Consider the following 16,918-nt stretch of genomic DNA (forward strand, 5'->3'; position numbering starts at 1 on the left):
CGGTTAGCGTTCTCCCCTTGTTGAGGCCTGGGGCTATCCTGGGGGCAGGCCATCGCGGGGCGCTGTGAACCCCTCCTTGGGCGCTACTTTTGCCATCCCTGGCAAAAAACCCCCGCTCTGCCCTGCTCCCAGCGCCCCTTGGCTATGCCAACGCTGGGGGAGGGAACACTGGCGAGTGGGCCCGCCTCTGGCATCATAGGGCTCGTCTATCACCGATACCCCGAGGGAGTGCTGCTTGGATCATCGTCAACTCGCCTTCCTGGCCGCCCTGGCCCGGGAGCGTCACTTCGGCCGTGCCGCCGCGGCCTGCCATGTCACCCAGCCGACCCTCTCGGCGCGGCTGCGCGGCCTGGAGGAGGAACTGGGGGTGCGGCTGATTCGCCGCGGGCGCCGCTACGAGGGCCTGACCCCGGAGGGGGAGCGGGTGCTGGGCCATGCCCGGCGCATCCTCGGCGAGTTCGAGGCGCTGCGCGGCGAGCTGGCCCCGGGTGCGCCCCTTACCGGGCGCCTGACCCTGGGGGTGATCCCCACCGCCCTGGGCGCCCTGGCCGAGCCGCTGGCCAGCCTGCGGGCGACTCATCCGCGGCTGCGGGTGCGCCTGCGCGAACTGGCCACGCCGCGCCTGGCCCAGGGGCTGGAGAACGGCGAGCTGGACCTGGTGCTGGGTTACCTGGACGCCCCGGCCATGGCCGGCTTCGCCCATCGCCCCCTCCACGAGGAGCGCCCGGCGCTGCTCGCCTCGCCGCATCACTTCCGCCTCCCCGAGGCGCCCGACTGGGCGAGCCTGGGGGACTATCCGCTCTGCCTGCTGACCCCGGAGATGCATAACCGCCAGCTGCTGGCGGCGCGGCTCCAGGCGCAGGGCGAGTCCCCGGGGGAAGCCCCGACAGCGCCCCTGAACGAGTCCCTGGAACCCCAGCTGGAGGCCAACTCCATCGCCGCCCTGCTGGCGCTGGTGGGGGCCGGGCTGGGGGTGGGCGTGTTGCCGGAGAACTGCCTGCCGGCCACCGCTTCCGGGATCCGTGCCCGGCGACTGCCGGGGCCGGGGGACCGGGTCGGCCTGCTGTGGCGGCCCCAGCGGCCGCGCAGTCGCCTGCTGGAGGAGGTGCTGGCGGCCTGGCCGGCTTCCCCCTGAGGTCGTTTGATAGATGACATCTATGGTGGGATCGCCAGCCTCCATTGGCGAGGGCGCAATGCTCCCGGGTAGGCTGCCGGCATCCGTTGCTGTCCCCGGAGCGACCCCCAATGCCTATCGCCGCGACTTCCCTGGCCACGACCTCGATGCCTGCCGTGGCGCCACTCCGGCGCCGCCGGGCCGTCTGCGATAGCGCCTCGACCTATCGGGATAGCCGCCGGCGGCCGCTGCGCGACCAGTGCGGCCCCGCCGAGGCGCCCCTGACCCTGCTGCTCAACGACAGCCCCATGGCCACCCTGCTGGCGACCCCGGAGTCCCTGGAGTCCCTGGCCCTGGGCCATGCCTATACCGCCGGCTGGATCAGCCGGGCCGACCAGGTCACGGAGGTGCGTCTGGCGCGACTGCGCCACGGGCTGGCGGTGCACCTCTCGGTGGCACCGCGCCTGGAGGCTCAGGCCCTGGCACTGCGTCGCGCCGGCCCCTCGCTCTCCAGCTGCGGCGCCTGCGGCCTGGCCGAGGAGGGCCAGCTACTGGCCGGGCTGCGCCGCCTGCCGGCACGGTCGCCCCTGCCGGCGGCGGCCCTGCGGCGCGGCCTGGAGGCCCTGGGCGCGCACTCGGCGCCGGGCCTGCATCTCGCCCTGGGCCTGGACGCGCGGGGCCGCCCCCTGGCCCTGGGTCGCGATATCGGCCGCCATAACGCCCTGGATCGGGTGATCGGCGAGGGACTGCGTCGGGCGGCGGATCCGGGGTGGCATTTCGCGGCCCTGCTGGTTTCCAGCCGCTGCAGCCTGGAGCTGGTGCACAAGGCGGTGCGCGCCGGCGTCGCCACCCTGGCCACCCTGGCGCTGCCCTCCGATATGGCGGTGGAGGTGGCCCGGGCCTGTGACCTCAACCTGATCTGTTGCCACCGCGGCCGCGACCTGGAACTGCTTAGCGGCCAGGCCCCCGATAACGAGGAGGACTTGTTATGAGCCGAGACGAACCCCCACTCGCGGTGGAGTTGCCGTTGATCGAGAAGCGCCTGGCCGGCCCCCCCTCGCTGGCCCCTTATGCCGGCCCGGCCGGGGGCTGGGGCGCGCTGAAGAGCGTCGGCCGCCAGTTGACGCGCAGCGGTGCGCCGCTGACCGGGGTGCGGGCGCTGCTGGCCATGAATCAGGCCGACGGCTTCGACTGCCCGGGCTGCGCCTGGGGCGACCCCACCCATGGCGCCGCCTTCGAGTTCTGCGAGAACGGCGCCAAAGCGGTGACCTGGGAGGCCACCGCCAAGCGGGTAGGGGGCGACTTCTTCACCCGCCATCCGGTGGGCGAGCTGCTGGGCTGGGACGACTGCCGCCTGGAGGCCCAGGGGCGCCTCACCGAGCCCCTCTACTATGACGCCGCCACGGATCGCTATCGGCCCATCGGCTGGGACGCCGCCTTCGCGCTGATCGCCGAGCGCCTGGCGGGCCTCGACGACCCGGATCGGGCGCTCTTCTACACCTCGGGGCGGGCCAGCAACGAGGCCGCCTACCTCTACCAGCTGTTCGTGCGCCTGTTCGGCACCAACAACTTCCCCGACTGCTCCAATATGTGCCACGAGGCCAGCGGCCTGGGCATGACGGCGAGCCTGGGAGTGAGCAAGGGCACGGTGCGCCTGGAGGACTTCGAGGCGGCGGATGCCATCTTCGTGCTGGGCCAGAACCCCGGCACCAATCACCCGCGGATGCTGGGGGACCTGCGCCGGGCGGCGGAGCGGGGCGCCACCATCGTGGCCATCAACCCCCTGCGCGAGCGGGGCCTGGAGCGCTTCGCCGATCCCCAGCGCAAGGTCGAGATGCTGCACGCCGGCAGCCACCCCATCGCCGGGCACTATGTGCAGCCGCGGCTGGGTGGCGATATGGCGCTGCTGCGCGGCCTGGCCAAGGCGCTCTTCGCCAGGCAGGCGGCGGGCAGCTTCGCGCCGGATCGCGCCTTTATCGAGGACCATACCCGGGGCTACGCGGCTTGGCGGGAGGCGGTGCTGGCCTGCGACTGGGCGACGCTGGAGGCCCAGGCCGGTGTGGACCGGGACGAGATGGCGCGCCTGGCCGAGATCTACGCCGGCGCCCCGCGGGTGATCATCACCTGGGCCATGGGCATCACCCAGCATGAGCACTCGGTGGCCACGGTACGCGAGATCATCAACCTGCTGTTGCTGGGCGGCCATGTCGGGCGTGCGGGCGCCGGCGCCTGCCCGGTGCGCGGCCACTCCAATGTGCAGGGCGACCGCACCATGGGCATCGATGAGACGGCGCCGACCTGGCTGCTGGATGCCCTGGAGGCGCGCTACGGGGTGCCCATGCCGCGCCGCCCCGGGTTCAATACCAAAGGCGCCCTGCAGGCCCTGGAAGCGGGACAGGCCGAGGTCTTTATCGGCCTGGGCGGCAACTTCGCCCGGGCCACCCCGGATACGCCGCGTACCGAGGCGGCCCTGCGCCGGGCCGGGCTGACGGTGCAGATCAGCACCAAGCTCAATCGCAGCCACCTGATCACCGGGCGGGAGGCGCTGATCCTGCCCTGCCTGGGGCGCAGCGAGATCGATCGCCAGGGTCCCGAGGGACGACCCCAGCGCATCAGCGTCGAGGACTCCATGTCGGCGGTGCATGCCAGTGCCGGGCGCCTGGCGCCGGCCTCGCCGGCGCTGCGCTCGGAGCCAGCCATCGTCGCCGGGATTGCCGCGGCGACCCTGGCCCGGGTGCTGCCGCGGCGTGGGATCGACCCGGCGGTGGTGGACTGGGCGGCCCTGGTGGCGGACTACGACCGCATCCGCGACGAGATCGCCGCGGTGATTCCCGGCTTCGCGGACTTCAACGCCCGCCTGGCGGCGCCCCGCGGCTTTATCCTCGACAACCCGGCCCGCCACCGCGATTTCCCCACCGCCTCCGGGGCCGCCGAATTCGCCGCCGGCGCCCTGCCCGAGGCGGTGATGCACCAGCGCCTGGCCGGGCGCCCGGGCTGGCTGACCCTGCAGACCCTGCGCAGCCACGACCAGTACAACACCACCGTCTATGGCTATGACGACCGCTATCGCGGGGTCAAGGGGCAGCGTCGGGTGCTCTTCGTCAATCCCGGCGACCTGGCGCGGCTGGGGCTGCGCGACGGCGACTGGGTGGACCTGCTGGGCGAGCCTTATCGGGAAGAGGGGCAGGAAGAGGTGCAGGGAGAGAGGCGGGGCGAGCCGCGCCGGGCGCCGGCCTTCCGCCTGGTGGCCTATGACACCCCGCCGGGCTGCTGCGCCGCCTACTACCCGGAGACCAATGCGTTGATGCCCCTGGAGCGGGTGGGCGAGGGCAGCGATACCCCGGTGGCCAAGGCGGTGGCGGTGCAACTGGTGCCCAGCCGCCGCCTGGCGTGAAGTGAGGTCAGCGGCGATGCAGCCAGGGCGAGACCCGGCGTACTACTCGCGGCATCACCACATAGACCACCAGGGCGACGATGGTCGCCGCCACCAGCCCGTGGCGCAGGCCCCAGGTCTCCAGGGCCGGTACCGCCTGGAACAGCGGCCACCAGAGCAGCGGTACCAGGATGGTCAGGGGCCAGATCACCGCGGTGGTGATCAGCCACTGCTTCCAGCGCACCGGCACCCTGGCGCCGGACTCTGGGGGGGTGAACCAGTAGTCGATGCCGCTGAGGATCTCCAGGTGCTCGTCCTGGGCGAGCTCCGGCTGGATCACCGCCAGCAGCTCGCGGCGCTCGTTGGACTCCCGCCAGCGCCGGGCGTCCTCCTCGCCGGCGAAGCGCACCGCGATCTCGTAGTCCTGGCCCCCCGCCGGGGGGCGCAGGATATGCACGCCCTGGTGGCCGGGGAAGCGCCCGGCGGCCTCGATGATCTGGCGCAGCCAGGTCTCGTAGCGTTCATGGGCCTGGGGCCTGATGCGGTGATGGATGCGCAGGGTGGCGCCCTCGCAGTGGGCGCCTTCCTGGGGCTGGGTAGCGTCACTCATGGGCTCTCTCCACTGGCGTCATCAATGGGGTGCAGGCGACTCAGGGTGCTGACCAGGCGGTGGCAGAGGGAGTCCAGGCGCTGGCGCACGGCGGCCTCCTCCAAGTCGCCGTCCTCGCCGAAGGCCTGGGCGGCACGGGGCAGGGCCAGGGGGTTGGGCAGCACCATCACGCCGAGGTTGCCCAGCAGCTGGCGGGTCAGGCCCAGGCTGCGCATGCCGCCCAGGGCGCCCGGAGAGGCGGACACCACCGCCGCCACCTTGTCGGCGAACAGGGCCAGGCCGCTGCGCTCGCCGTCCGGGCGGGTCATCCAGTCCAGGGTGTTCTTGAGCAGCGGGGTGGGGAAGCCGTTGTACTCCGGCGAGGCGATCAGCAGCCCCTGGTGCTCGGCGAGCAGGGCCTGCAGGCGTCGGGCCTGGGGCGGTAGGCCTTCGGCGGCCTCCAGGTCGCCGTCGTAGAGGGGCAGGGGGTAGTCCTTGAGGTCGATCCGGGTGACCCGGGCGCCATGGCGCTCGAGGCGCTCGGCGGCGAGTCGGGCCAGATGCGTGTTATGGGAGCCACGCCGGGTGCTGCCGGCGAAGACCAGGATGCGTGGGCCGGGGGTAGCGCTCATGGGGCCTCCTTGGCTGGGGTCGAGGGGAGCGGGGCTCAGGCCTTCCAGGGCAGCGGCGGGGCGGTCAGCCGCGGGCCATCGAACTCGGGAATGCTACCGAAGCGGGGGCTCTCGGCCTCCCAGTCGCGCTGGGCCTCGCTGATCTCGGCCTTGCTGTGGCCGACGAAGTTCCACCAGATCAGGATCTCCTCACCCAGGGGCTCGCCGCCCACCAGCAGGACCCGGCCGGCGGCGGGCAGGGTCACCGTTACCTCGTCGCGGCCGCGGCCCAGGTAGGCCAGCTCATGGGTGGCGAAGGTCTCGCCCTCGATCTCCAGGTCGCCCTCCAGGGGCAGCAGGCCGTATTCGAAGTCGCCGCGTAGCGGCAGGCGCAACTGGCCGCCTCGGGGGCTGGCCAGGTCGAGGGCCACCAGGGGCGAGAAGGTCAGGGTCGGGGCGCTATGGCCGGCGAACTCGCCCACCAGCAGGGTCAGCTCGGTGCCTTCCTCTTGCCAGCGGGGCAGGTTGGGGTAGTGATCGAAGCGCGGGTCGGTGCGGCGGTCCGCCTCGGGCAGGGCGATCCACAGCTGGGCGGCGTGGAGGGTCGCCTCGCCGGACAGCGACTCCTCGGTATGGCTGATGCCGCGACCGGCGGTCATCAGGTTGACCTGGCCGGGGCGGATCACCTGGGCGGTGCCCAGGCTATCGCGGTGGAGGATCTCGCCCTCGATCATCCAGGTGAAGGTCTGCAGGCCGATATGCGGATGGGGCCCGACCCTGAGGCCGGGATCCTCCGCCGCGAAATCGGCCGGGCCGATATGATCGAGGAAGCACCAGGCGCCGATCAGGCGGCGCTGGCGGCGGGGCAGGGCGCGGTTGACGGGGATGCCGCCCACCTCGGCGCTATGCGGGGTGACGTGCTGCACCTGGCGCTTGCCGTCGACGACGGGGCAGTCGAGGGAGCTGGCGAGCTCGCGTTCGTTGACGAGATTGCTCATGATCTGCGATTCCTGACAGTCAAAGGAGAAGGGCTCGGCCCTTAGCATAGGCCCTGATGGGCCTTGCCAGAGGCCGAGCCCTCGACGCGCTACCGACGGCATGGCCTGGGCGCGGGATTTGCCCCTGGCCGGTCGCCGTTTAGCCCAGCGGGTTCCGCCGAGACATATCGGGTCGGCACCGGGTCGGCATCGGGTTGGCGCGTCAGCCCAACTGGTTTTGTTGAGAATAGCTTTGCATCAGGTTGGCATAGGCGGGCAGGTGGCCGGCCAGCAGGCCGCCGAAGCCCTCGATATCGTTGCGCCAGTCGCGGTGCAGCTCGCAGCCCACCCCGAACCAGGTCATCAACTGGGCACCGGCCTGGGACATGCGATCCCAGGCGGCGTCCCGGGTGGTCTGGTTGAAGGTGCCGGAGGCGTCGGTCACGACGAAGACCTCATAGCCCTCCTCCAGGGCCGAGAGCGCGGGGAAGGCCACGCACACCTCGGTGACCACCCCGGCGATCAGCAGCTGCTTCTTGCCGGTGGCCTTGATGGCGGCGACGAACTCCTCGTTGTCCCAGGCGTTGATCTGCCCCGGGCGGGCGAAGTAGGGGGCCTGGGGGAACATCTCCTTGAGTTCCGGGACGATGGGGCCATTGGGGCCGGTCTCGAAGCTGGTGGTGAGGATGGTGGGGATGTCGAAGAACTTGGCGATATCGGCCAGGGCCAGGACATTGTTCTTGAAGTCGTCCGGGCTGTAGTCGCGCACCAGGGACAGCAGGCCGGCCTGGTGGTCCACCATCAGCAGGGCTACGTCATCCTTGTCGAGTCGATTGTAGGTATAGGACATGGTCGTTCTCCCTTCTTGGTCGTAGGGGGCTGCCCGGCGACCATCGCCGGGCAGGGGTGGGGTCATGCGTCGGCTCATGACCCCCTCGGGTTGCCGAACTTCCCGGTCTGGAAGTCGGCAAAGGCTTGGTGGAGCTCGGCCTCGTGATTCATCACGAAGGGCCCCTGACCCGCCACGGGCTCGTTGAGGGGCTCGCCGCTCAGCAGCAGCAGCTTGGCGTCGTTATTGGCCTCCAGGTGGAAGGCCTCGCCGCGGCGCTCGAAGGCGACGACGCTCTCGTCGCGGACGATGCGCTCGCCGTTGACCAGCAGCGTGCCCTCGAGCACCACCAGCAGGGTGGTATGGCCCTCGGGGACCTCGAGCCGGGCGTCGCCGCCGGCCACCAGGCGCAGATCCCAGATATTGATGGGGGTAAAGGTGCGCGCCGGTCCCGCTCGATCAAGATAGCTGCCCGCCACCACCCTGACCTGCCCGGCGTTACCCTCCAGGTCGACCCGCGGGATCTCGCCGTCGAGCAGGGTCTGGTAGGCCGGCGGGGCGGACTTGTCCCGGGCCGGCAGGTTGACCCACAGCTGCACCATCTCCAGGATGCCACCGCGCTCGGCGAAGGCCGGGGCGTGGTACTCCTCGTGGACGATGCCGGCACCGGCGGTCATCCACTGGACGTCGCCCTCGCCGATCCGGCCGCCATTCCCCGCCGAGTCGCGGTGCTCCAGGGCGCCCTGATAGACCAGGGTCACGGTCTCGAAGCCCCGGTGGGGATGGGGACCGACGCCACGGACGTGCCGGCTAGGCCCGAAGCGATGGGGGCCGGCATGGTCGAGCAGCAGGAAGGGGCTGAGATGCTCGGCGCCCAGGCGGTCGTAGCGGAACAGGGAGCGCACCGGGAAGCCATCGCCGACCCAATGGCCATGCGGGGCACCGTATACTGCTTGGATCTTCTTCATCTGATGGTTCCTATCAAGGCATGGGAGAGATTTGTCTCCCGATGATGGGAAGCCTATTTAAAGAACGGTTACCCCGGTATATGGCTAATATAACACTCAGCGTTTCGATAATAGGACAATAGGATGCAGGATCTCAATGACCTCTACTACTTCGTGCAGGTGGTGGATCATGGCGGCTTCGCCCCGGCCGGGCGCGCCCTGGGCATTCCCAAGTCGAAGCTGAGCCGGCGTATCACCCAGCTCGAGGAGCGCCTCGCCACCCGGCTGATCCAGCGCTCCACGCGGCACTTCTCGGTCACCGAGCTGGGGCAGGCCTACTATCGCCACTGCCTGGCCATGCTGGTGGAGGCGGAGGCCGCCGAGGAACTGATCCAGCGCCATCGCGCCGAGCCCCAGGGGACGGTGCGGCTGAGCTGCTCGCCCAGCGTGCTGCACTACCTGATCACACCCTTGCTGGTGCGTTTCATGGCGCGCTGTCCCAAGGTGGAGGTGCAGGTGGAGGCGACCAGCCGGCGGGTGGACGTGATCAAGGAGGGCTTCGATCTGGCGGTCCGGGTGCGCTTCCCGCCCCTGGAGGACAGCGACCTGACCATGAAGGTGCTGGCGGCGAGTCCCCAGCGGCTGATGGCCGCCCCCGCCCTGTTCGGTGACCGGCCACGGCCGCGCACGCCGGCGGATCTCGTCGAGCTGCCGAGCCTCGACTTCGAGCAGTATGACCATCGCCATTGCTGGGACCTGGTGGGGCCCGACGGCGCCAGCGCCCAGATTCCCCACCGGCCCCGCCTGGTCACCGACAGCGCCGAGACCCTGCATGCCGCCGCCCTGGAAGGGCTCGGCGTGGTCAAGCTGGGGCTATTGGTCGGGGCGCAGGATATTCAGGCGGGGCGCCTGATCGACGTGCTGCCGGGCTGGGAACCCCGGGGCGGGATCCTGCATGCGGTCTTCCCTTCCCGCCGGGGGCTGTTGCCGGCGGTGCGGGCGCTGCTCGACTTCCTGGACGAGCATATCGCCGAGGAGGATTTCGCCACCCCGGAGGCGTTGATCAATGCGGAAGGCGTTTCCTGAAGGGCAGACGAAAGCCGCCGCCCTGAGGCGGCGGCTGGCAGCGTTGCAGGGCAGGACGGCTTAGCGCAGCGAGAGGGCGCCGGCACCGCTGTCCTCGCCCACCGCCTCGCGGTAGGCCTTGGCTTCCTCGGCCTCGACCTCGGGGGAGAAGCGCACCAGCAGGGCACAGGAAGCCAGGGCCAGGACCGCCAGGCCAAGGTAGAAGAGCCCCTGCTGGTAGGTGATGGCCTCGGAACGGAACAGGAAGGCGGCGGCCACCGCCCCCACGTTGCCGCCGGCGCCGACGATGCCGGCCACGGCGCCGACGGCCTTCTTGTTGACGAAGGGCACCACGCCGTAGGTGGCGCCTTCGGCCATCTGCACGAAGAGGCTGAAGACCAGCATGATGCCGATGGCGTAGGAGAGCACGTGCATCTGCGAGAAGAACAGCAGGGCGATGCCCTCGCAGAGCAGGGCGATAAACAGCCAGCGCACCCGGCCCTTGAGGCCGCCCTGGCGGGCGAAGAGATCGGAGAAGACGCCGCCCAGGGTGCGGGCGAAGATATTCATCAGCCCGAACAGCCCGGCGATCATGCCGGCGGTGGCCAGGGTCAGGTCGAAGTGATCGAAGAAGTAGATGGCGGCGATATTGTTGATGGTCAGCTCGACCCCGAAGCAGGCGGCATAGACCAGGAACAGGGCCCAGACGCGGATGTCCCTGGCGGCGGCCAGGAAGCTCCGGCCGGCGCCGTGCTCGCCGTTGGCCTCGGCCAGCTCGCCGCGTTCGCGCAGCTCGTCGAAGTTACCGTCCGGGGCGTCCTGGGTGAAGCGGTAGTAGGCGATGCCGGTGATAAACAGCACCACCCCGGGCACCACCATGGCCAGGCGCCAGCCCAGGGTCTCGCTGACCCCGAGCATCAGCAGGCCGGAGAAGATCAGCGGCATCAGGATCTGGGTGGTGCCGCCGCCCAGGTTGCCCCAGCCCGCCGAGGTGGCATTGGCGGTGCCCACCACATTGGGGGCGAACATCATGGTGGTGTGGTACTGGGTGATGACGAAGGCGGCGCCGATGGCGCCGATGGCCAGTCGGGCCAGCAGGAAGGTCTCGAAGCTGTCGGCCAGGCCGATGCTCATTACCGGGATCGAGCCCAGCACCAGCAGGCCGCTGTAGGCCTTGCGGGGGCCGATCTTGTCGCATAGCACGCCGATCGCCAGGCGCACGATCACGGTGATCAGCACCGAGGCGATGATGGTGTTGCCGATCTGGGTCTGGGTGAGGGCCAGGTCCTCGCGCACCACCGCCATCAGCGGGGCGATGCCGAACCAGCCGAAGAAGCAGAGGTGGAAGGCGAACCAGGAGAAGTGGAAGGCGCGCATCTGTGGGGTGTTGAAGCTGAACAGGCGGATCCTGTTGGCCTTGTTGCGAAGTTCCATGGCAGTGACCTCGTCGAGTGAGCGGGTTCGAACATCGCGGCATGGCAGGCGGCCGTGGCCACTGCCCTGTCGCGCCTTCGTCATTGAAGGGCGGTTCGACGCACTCGTACTCCGCGGAGCCTGGTCTACGCCTACCAGCAAGGTACTCAATCTGTGCAAGCATCTTGCCGGAATTGGTTTTATGCTTTTAATTCAATTTGTTGTGGAGTTGGTCTGGGGTGGGGGAGCGCTGAAAAGGCGCGGACATGGCCCAGCTTGGTGCAGGGTGGCTCCGCGCGGCTCACTCGCAGCGCATGGTGCCTGAAACGCACAACGCCCCGCATGGGCGGGGCGTTGTGCCGGGTTGGCGGCGGAGGGATCAGCTATCGCTATCCGGGCGTGCCTCGCGGGGCGTGCTGGCCAGCACGGTGCCGGTCTCGCCGCTTTCCAGGCGTGCCAGCAACAGCTCGGACTCGCGCTGGAAGGCGGCCAGGGCGTCGCCTTCCAGGCGTTGGCTCTCCGGCAACTCGACGCGCATGGCATCCACCGGCTGGTTGTTGACGATCACCTCGTAGTGCAGGTGGGGACCGGTGCTGCGCCCGGTATTGCCGGACAGGGCGATTTGCTCGCCCATGCCGACCCGATCACCGCGACTGACCTGGGGCTGGGAGAGGTGCAGGTAGCGAGTGCGGTAGCCGTTGTCGTGACGAATCACCACGAAGCGGCCGGCGGCGGGGTGGTTGCCCACCTTCTCTACGCGGCCATCCGCCGGGGCGATGACCGGGGTGCCGCTGGGCATGGCGAAATCGGTGCCGTGGTGGGGGCTGACCCGGCCGGTCACCGGATGGGTACGACGCAGGTTGAAGCCTGAGCTGAGTCGGTAGCTGCCATTGAAGGGGTAGCGCTCGAAGGCCGGATCCAGGCCGCGGCCATCCGCGGTATAGAAACGCTCGTCGGCGCTGTTGCGGAACACGGCGAGATCCATCCGTGCGCCCTCGTATTGTACCGCGAGGATCCGTGAATCGAGGGGCTGACCGTCGATCATGTCGGATTCGACCAGGACCTGAAAGCGATCGCCGCGACGGGTATCGCGGCGAAAGTCGAGTTTCCTGGAGAGCACATTGGTGAGCTGAGCCACCTCCCGGGCGTTCAGGCCGGTGGCCTGGGCCGATCGGGCGAAGCTGCCGCTGACGCTGCCGGCGAAGAGGCGCTGGGTGGCCTCGCCGGCGCGCTCGATATCGGCCACGGCGAAGGTGAGGTCCTCGTCGTCGCGCTCGATCAGGTAGCCGTGGCGGGCATTCTTCATCACCCGCAGGGCCAGCAGTTGGCCCCCTTCATCGAGCATATAGTCGAAGCTGCTGCCGACCCGCCAACGCGCCAGGACGTTCTGGTCCGGCAGCGCCTCCAACAGGCGCAGGGCCTCGCTATAGCCCATGCCCAGGTGGCTCTGGGCCAACACGGCGAAGGTGTCGCCCTGCTGTACGGTGTAGGTCTCCCAGCGCGGCTCGAAGATCTCGTCGGCGGCGATCTCCTCGTCCAGGTAGATATGCTCGCTGTCGAAGAGGGCCAGGGGGCCGTCGCTGAAGTCATCGTAGGAGGTGGCGGTTTCCCACTCTCCCTGGCGCAGGGCCGTCAGGGTCAGGGCCACCCGCAGTGCCTCGGGGTGCAGGCGGGCGGGACCCTCTGCGCTGGCCAGGGGGAGGGTCTCGTAGCGAGGGGCCAGGGCCAGCAGGCGATCTTGGGCAGGGGTATCGCGGTGCCAGGCATCGTCGCCGCCTTGGGCATCGGGGAGGGCTACCCCGGCGGCGTCGGCGCTCTCTTCCAGGGAAATCAGTTGGGTGGTCAGGCGAGCGTCATCGCGGGAGTCGATGGCGGTGAAGATCTGTTGTGCGCCCAGCACGGTAACCATGGTGGCAACGGGTAGCAGCAGTAACTTATGCGTGCGGGGCAGCGAATGGAGGATTCGCAACATAGAAAATGGCCGTAAAAATAGTGAAAAAGGGTGCCAAAAAACCCAAGAACCATACCCTATGCTGTGTAGCCTGCCTAGCCTGTATATGCAAACAGAAACCCGGGCCTCCCCCTGGGAGGCCCGGTATCAGGCGGTCCGCTAGCATAAACTAATTGACCTTCGGTGCAACCTCGAAGCGATGACCCTTTGATGACGGTGTCGCTGCCGATGCGCCGGGGGCGCTCGCCGAGGCTCGCTTACCCTTCGATAAAGGTACCGTTGCGGTAGTCGAGCAGTGCCTGCTCCAGTTCCGCCTGGGTGTTCATCACGAAGGGGCCATAGTGGGCGATGGGCTCGCCGTGGGGATGGCCCGCCAGCACCAGCGCCTCGCCTCCCGACTCGCCACCTTCCAGCACTAGGTGCTCTCCGGCCCCCAGGCTGGCCAGTTGTCCGGCGCCGACACGCCGCTCGCCGATCGCGAGTTCCCCGGCGAAGACATACACCAGCAGGGTCGGCGCCTCCACCACCAGGCTCAGGCGGCTCTCCGGGGCGAGTCTGGCGTGGGCCACCGCGCCGCGGCCCGCCAGGGCGTCCAGGGGACCATCGATGGCCTCGCCATCCTCGGCCTGCCAGTGACCGCCGAGGGCGATCAGTTCGGCGCCACCATGGGCCAGCCGCGGCATCTCCTCGCCGCGCACGTCGCGATAGGTGGCCGGGCTCAGCTTGTCGGCGGCGGCCAGGTTGAGCCACAGCTGGAAGGCGTGCAGCCCCTGGCTGTCGGTGAGCGGCATCTCCGAGTGGATGATGCCGTGCCCGGTATGCATCCACTGGGCATCGCCGGCGGCGATGGTGCTGGAGTGGCCCAGGTGATCCTCGTGGGTCAGGCCGCCATGCAGCACATAGGTCAGGGTCTGGATGCCGCGGTGGGGGTGGGGCGGAAAGCCGGCCAGATAATCGTCGGGACGATCCGAGCCCAGCTCATCGAGCATCAGGAAGGGGTCGATGCCGCCACCGAACTCATGGATGCGGCGAATCTTGACCCCGGCGCCGTCCTGACTGGGCTGGTTGCGGCGTACTTGGGTGATCTGACGAAGCCGTGGGGTAGTCATGTCGTATGCCTCCGTTGAAGTCTCTGACTGGCATATTAGTCTGATTTTTTCGAAAATTAAGCGCATATATTCGCAGTTAATATTCGAGGAAATCGAAATGTCTCGTGTCACCCTGGCCCAATGGCAGACCCTCGCCGCGGTGGTGGATCACGGCGGCTTCGCCCGTGCCGCCGAGGCCATCCACAAGAGCCCCTCGACCCTCAACCATGCGGTGCACAAGCTGGAGGAGCAGCTCGGTGTCAAGGTGTTGGAGCCGGTGGGGCGCCAGGTGCGGCTGACCGAGGCCGGCGAGATGCTGCTGCGCCGGGCCCGGCAGTTGCTGGAGAGCGCCGAGTCCCTGGAGGACGTGGCCGGTCGCCTGGCCGAGGGGCTGGAGGCGGAGGTGGTGCTGGCGGTGGATCAGCTGTTTCCCCCGGACGCCCTGGCCCGGGCCCTGGAGGCCTTCTCGAGCGCCTATCCCCATGTGCGGGTGCAGCTCCACGAGACGGTGCTCAACGGCGGCGTCGAGATGCTCTACGACGGCCGCGCCGACCTGGTGGCCTCCGGTCTGGCCGCCCAGGGTTTCCTGGGCGAACCCCTGGTCACGGTGCGCTTTATCGCCGTGGCTCACCCCGAGCATGCGCTGCATCACCTGGGGCGCGAGCTGGACCTGCGCGACCTGGTGCAGTACCGCCAACTGGTGGTTCGCGACTCGGCGCTGCGCCAGTCGATGGACTCCGGCTGGCTCAAGGCCGAGCAGCGCTGGACGGTGAGCCACCTGGACACCTCCATCGGCATGCTGGAGCGCGGCCTGGGCTTCGCCTGGTTGCCGGAGACGCGCATCCAATCGGCCCTGGACGACGGACGCCTGCGCCCCCTGCCCCTGGCCGCCGGCGGCACTCGCCAGGTACCCATGCAGCTGATCTACCGGGACCGGGATCGGGCCGGGCCGGCCACCCGGGCGATGGGGAGGAATCTGGTCGAGGCGGTGAAGGGCTGTGAAGGTGATTCGATTTAATCGAAAGAAATGCCGGAAAATATGGGCTTGATGATCGATATGGTCGGAATATCCTGAGGGCAACGTCAACTAACTCACAGGAGAACGACATGGGCCTTTTGATCGACGGCAAGTGGAGCGACCAGTGGTACGACACCAAGACGCATGGCGGCGAGTTCGTCCGCGAGTCCGCCCAGTTGCGCGACTGGGTGACCCCCGATGGCGGCCCCGGCCCGGAGGGCCAGGCGGCGCTGCCCGCCGCGGCGGAGCGCTTCCACCTCTATGTCTCCCTGGCCTGCCCCTGGGCCCACCGCACCCTGATCCTGCGCAGGCTCAAGGGACTCGACGACCTGGTCGGCGTCTCCCATGTCAGCCCGCTGATGCTCGACCAGGGCTGGACCTACAAGGAAGAGGAGGGCTCCAGTGGCGACCCGATCAACGGTGTCGCCTACCATCGCGAGCTCTACACCCTCACCGATCCCCACTACACCGGTCGGGTCACGGTGCCGGTACTGTGGGACAAGTGGGAACGACGCATCGTCAACAACGAGTCGGCGGACCTGCTGCGCATCTTCAACGACGCCTTCGACGCGCTGACCGGCAACGATCTGGACCTCTACCCGGCGGACCTTCGCGAGACCATCGACGCCATCAATGACGATGTCTACGAACATATCAACAACGGCGTCTACAAGACCGGCTTCGCCACCGACCAGGCGGTCTACGAGAAGCATGTGACGGCGCTGTTCGCGGCCCTGGACCGGATGGAGGCGCGTCTGGCCGAGCGTCGCTACCTGGCGGGGGAGTGGCTGACCGAGGCGGATATTCGCCTGTTCACCACCCTGGTGCGCTTCGATGCGGTCTATCACGGCCACTTCAAGTGCAACCTGAAGCGCATCGAGGACTATCCGAATCTCGCCAACTATGTGCGCGAGCTCTATCAGTGGCCGGGGATCAGGGAGACGGTGAGCCTCGACCATATCAAGCGCCACTATTACTACAGCCACGACACCATCAATCCCACCCGTATCGTGCCCAAGGGGCCCGAGCTGGACTTCGAGCGGCCCCATGACCGGGAGCGCCTGCCGGGCCGCGGCATTCGCCGCAAGGGGTAAGGGCCTTACCCTTTCCTGGCCAGCCAGCGGTCCAGGGCATTGGCGAATTCGCGGCGGTCACCGTCCGAGTAGCCCTTGGGGCCGCCGGTATGCTCGCCGCTGGCGCGTAGCGTTTCCATGCAGGGCTTGTATCAGGCGCATCTGCACCCCGGGGGCAGATAGGGCTTATGCCCCTTTCCTGGCCAGCCAGCGGTCCAGGGCATTGGCGAATTCGCGGCGGTCACCGTCCGAGTAGCCCTTGGGGCCGCCGGTATGCTCGCCGCTGGCGCGTAGCGTTTCCATGAAATCCCTCATCTGCACCCGGGCGCGAATATTGTCCTTGTTGAGGGATTCGCCGCGGGTGGTCATCACCTTGGCGCCGCGCTCCAGGGCCTCCAGGGCCAGGGGCAGGTCGGAGGTGATCAGCAGGTCGCCGGGTTGGATACGCTCGACGATCTCGTTGTCGGCGGCGTCGAAGCCGCTGGCCACGCTCAGCGATTTCACCCACTTCGACGGCGGCAGGGGAATGCTGTGGTTGGCCACGAACCAGGTGGGGGTGGCGGTGCGCTCGGCGGCACGCACGATGATATCGCGCACCACCCGGGGGCAAGCGTCGGCATCCACCCAGAGCTGGGCCGCCGATAAGGGCTGGGACATAAGGGCTCCATGAAGTCAGGCGGGATCGCGATAAGGCTGGCGTCGCGGGGAGGTCGATGGTAGCATGCGCCCTCCTCGCATGTGTTGACCCCACCATCGTATTGGATCGTTCTTGTCGCCGCGTGTCGCCATGACCGCCCCGAGACAAGGCTTTGCAGGACGCCCGGCAGACGGCCGGCGTCGCTTTTGGAGATGGAGCGCCCTCGCCCCTGG

General features: G+C 68.8%; 15 protein-coding genes and 1 pseudogene. 6 read left to right on the plus strand and 10 right to left on the minus strand.

Annotation, left to right across the window (positions count from 1 at the left end; translation table 11 throughout):
• Positions 1-235 precede the first annotated feature (235 nt).
• The 3 genes from ACZ5EF_RS04215 to ACZ5EF_RS04225 all read left to right on the plus strand — a co-directional run bounded on the left by ACZ5EF_RS04215 (position 236) and on the right by ACZ5EF_RS04225 (position 4,508).
• Positions 236-1,135 carry a LysR family transcriptional regulator gene (locus ACZ5EF_RS04215; protein WP_346063903.1) on the plus strand — a complete coding sequence of 300 codons (900 nt, stop codon included), beginning with the start codon at positions 236-238 and terminating at the stop codon, positions 1,133-1,135.
• A 110-nt stretch (positions 1,136-1,245) separates the two neighbouring features.
• Positions 1,246-2,106, plus strand: coding sequence for a formate dehydrogenase accessory sulfurtransferase FdhD (locus ACZ5EF_RS04220; protein ID WP_346063902.1), 861 nt, complete (start codon positions 1,246-1,248; stop codon positions 2,104-2,106).
• The gene (locus tag ACZ5EF_RS04225; RefSeq protein ID WP_346063901.1) at positions 2,103-4,508 is read left to right on the plus strand and encodes an FdhF/YdeP family oxidoreductase; all 2,406 of its coding nucleotides are present in this window, start codon (positions 2,103-2,105) and stop codon (positions 4,506-4,508) included. The genes ACZ5EF_RS04220 and ACZ5EF_RS04225 overlap by 4 nt, the downstream gene beginning before the upstream one ends.
• 7 nt (positions 4,509-4,515) lie before the next feature.
• On the opposite strand, the gene ACZ5EF_RS04230 is transcribed toward ACZ5EF_RS04225, so the two are convergent.
• The 5 genes from ACZ5EF_RS04230 to ACZ5EF_RS04250 all read right to left on the minus strand — a co-directional run bounded on the left by ACZ5EF_RS04230 (position 4,516) and on the right by ACZ5EF_RS04250 (position 8,461).
• On the minus strand, positions 4,516-5,097 hold the full coding sequence (locus ACZ5EF_RS04230; RefSeq protein ID WP_346063900.1) for a putative antibiotic biosynthesis monooxygenase: 582 nt from the start codon (positions 5,095-5,097) through the stop codon (positions 4,516-4,518).
• Positions 5,094-5,708: an NADPH-dependent FMN reductase gene (locus ACZ5EF_RS04235; protein ID WP_346063899.1), complete on the minus strand. Its 615-nt coding sequence runs from the start codon at positions 5,706-5,708 to the stop codon at positions 5,094-5,096. The genes ACZ5EF_RS04230 and ACZ5EF_RS04235 overlap by 4 nt, the downstream gene beginning before the upstream one ends.
• Before the next feature lie 35 nt (positions 5,709-5,743).
• Positions 5,744-6,685, minus strand: a complete 942-nt coding sequence (locus ACZ5EF_RS04240; RefSeq protein WP_346063898.1) for a pirin family protein — start codon at positions 6,683-6,685, stop codon at positions 5,744-5,746.
• A 202-nt stretch (positions 6,686-6,887) separates the two neighbouring features.
• Complete coding sequence (gene ycaC / locus ACZ5EF_RS04245; protein ID WP_346063897.1) at positions 6,888-7,514, minus strand: isochorismate family cysteine hydrolase YcaC; 627 nt, start codon at positions 7,512-7,514, stop codon at positions 6,888-6,890.
• A 74-nt stretch (positions 7,515-7,588) separates the two neighbouring features.
• Positions 7,589-8,461: a pirin family protein gene (locus tag ACZ5EF_RS04250; protein ID WP_346063896.1), complete on the minus strand. Its 873-nt coding sequence runs from the start codon at positions 8,459-8,461 to the stop codon at positions 7,589-7,591.
• 123 nt (positions 8,462-8,584) lie between these two features.
• Between ACZ5EF_RS04250 and ACZ5EF_RS04255 the strand changes: the two genes are divergently transcribed.
• Positions 8,585-9,526 (plus strand): LysR substrate-binding domain-containing protein, encoded by a 942-nt coding sequence (locus ACZ5EF_RS04255; protein WP_346063895.1) that lies wholly within the window; start codon positions 8,585-8,587, stop codon positions 9,524-9,526.
• 60 nt (positions 9,527-9,586) lie between these two features.
• Here the strand turns inward: ACZ5EF_RS04255 and ACZ5EF_RS04260 are convergent, their stop codons facing one another.
• The 3 genes from ACZ5EF_RS04260 to ACZ5EF_RS04270 all read right to left on the minus strand — a co-directional run bounded on the left by ACZ5EF_RS04260 (position 9,587) and on the right by ACZ5EF_RS04270 (position 13,978).
• A complete protein-coding gene (locus ACZ5EF_RS04260) occupies positions 9,587-10,939 on the minus strand; it encodes an MFS transporter (RefSeq protein WP_346063894.1) in 1,353 nt (450 codons plus the stop codon).
• Between the two features lie 358 nt (positions 10,940-11,297).
• The gene (locus ACZ5EF_RS04265; RefSeq protein WP_379730143.1) at positions 11,298-12,827 is read right to left on the minus strand and encodes a peptidoglycan DD-metalloendopeptidase family protein; all 1,530 of its coding nucleotides are present in this window, start codon (positions 12,825-12,827) and stop codon (positions 11,298-11,300) included.
• A 299-nt stretch (positions 12,828-13,126) separates the two neighbouring features.
• A complete protein-coding gene (locus ACZ5EF_RS04270; RefSeq protein ID WP_346063892.1) occupies positions 13,127-13,978 on the minus strand; it encodes a pirin family protein in 852 nt (283 codons plus the stop codon).
• Between the two features lie 97 nt (positions 13,979-14,075).
• Here ACZ5EF_RS04270 and ACZ5EF_RS04275 point away from each other — a divergent pair, with 97 nt between their 5' ends.
• Positions 14,076-14,975 carry a LysR family transcriptional regulator gene (locus ACZ5EF_RS04275; protein ID WP_346063891.1) on the plus strand — a complete coding sequence of 300 codons (900 nt, stop codon included), beginning with the start codon at positions 14,076-14,078 and terminating at the stop codon, positions 14,973-14,975.
• An 89-nt stretch (positions 14,976-15,064) separates the two neighbouring features.
• Positions 15,065-16,069, plus strand: a complete 1,005-nt coding sequence (locus ACZ5EF_RS04280; RefSeq protein WP_346063890.1) for a glutathione S-transferase family protein — start codon at positions 15,065-15,067, stop codon at positions 16,067-16,069.
• A gap of 5 nt (positions 16,070-16,074) precedes the next feature.
• Here ACZ5EF_RS04280 and ACZ5EF_RS04285 read toward each other — a convergent pair.
• Positions 16,075-16,188, minus strand: a pseudogene (locus ACZ5EF_RS04285) (DUF188 domain-containing protein); the annotation flags it as partial.
• Between the two features lie 46 nt (positions 16,189-16,234).
• Positions 16,235-16,705: a YaiI/YqxD family protein gene (locus tag ACZ5EF_RS04290; RefSeq protein WP_346063889.1), complete on the minus strand. Its 471-nt coding sequence runs from the start codon at positions 16,703-16,705 to the stop codon at positions 16,235-16,237.
• Positions 16,706-16,918: the final 213 nt, after the last annotated feature.

This window comes from Bisbaumannia salifodinae, from assembly GCF_055388505.1.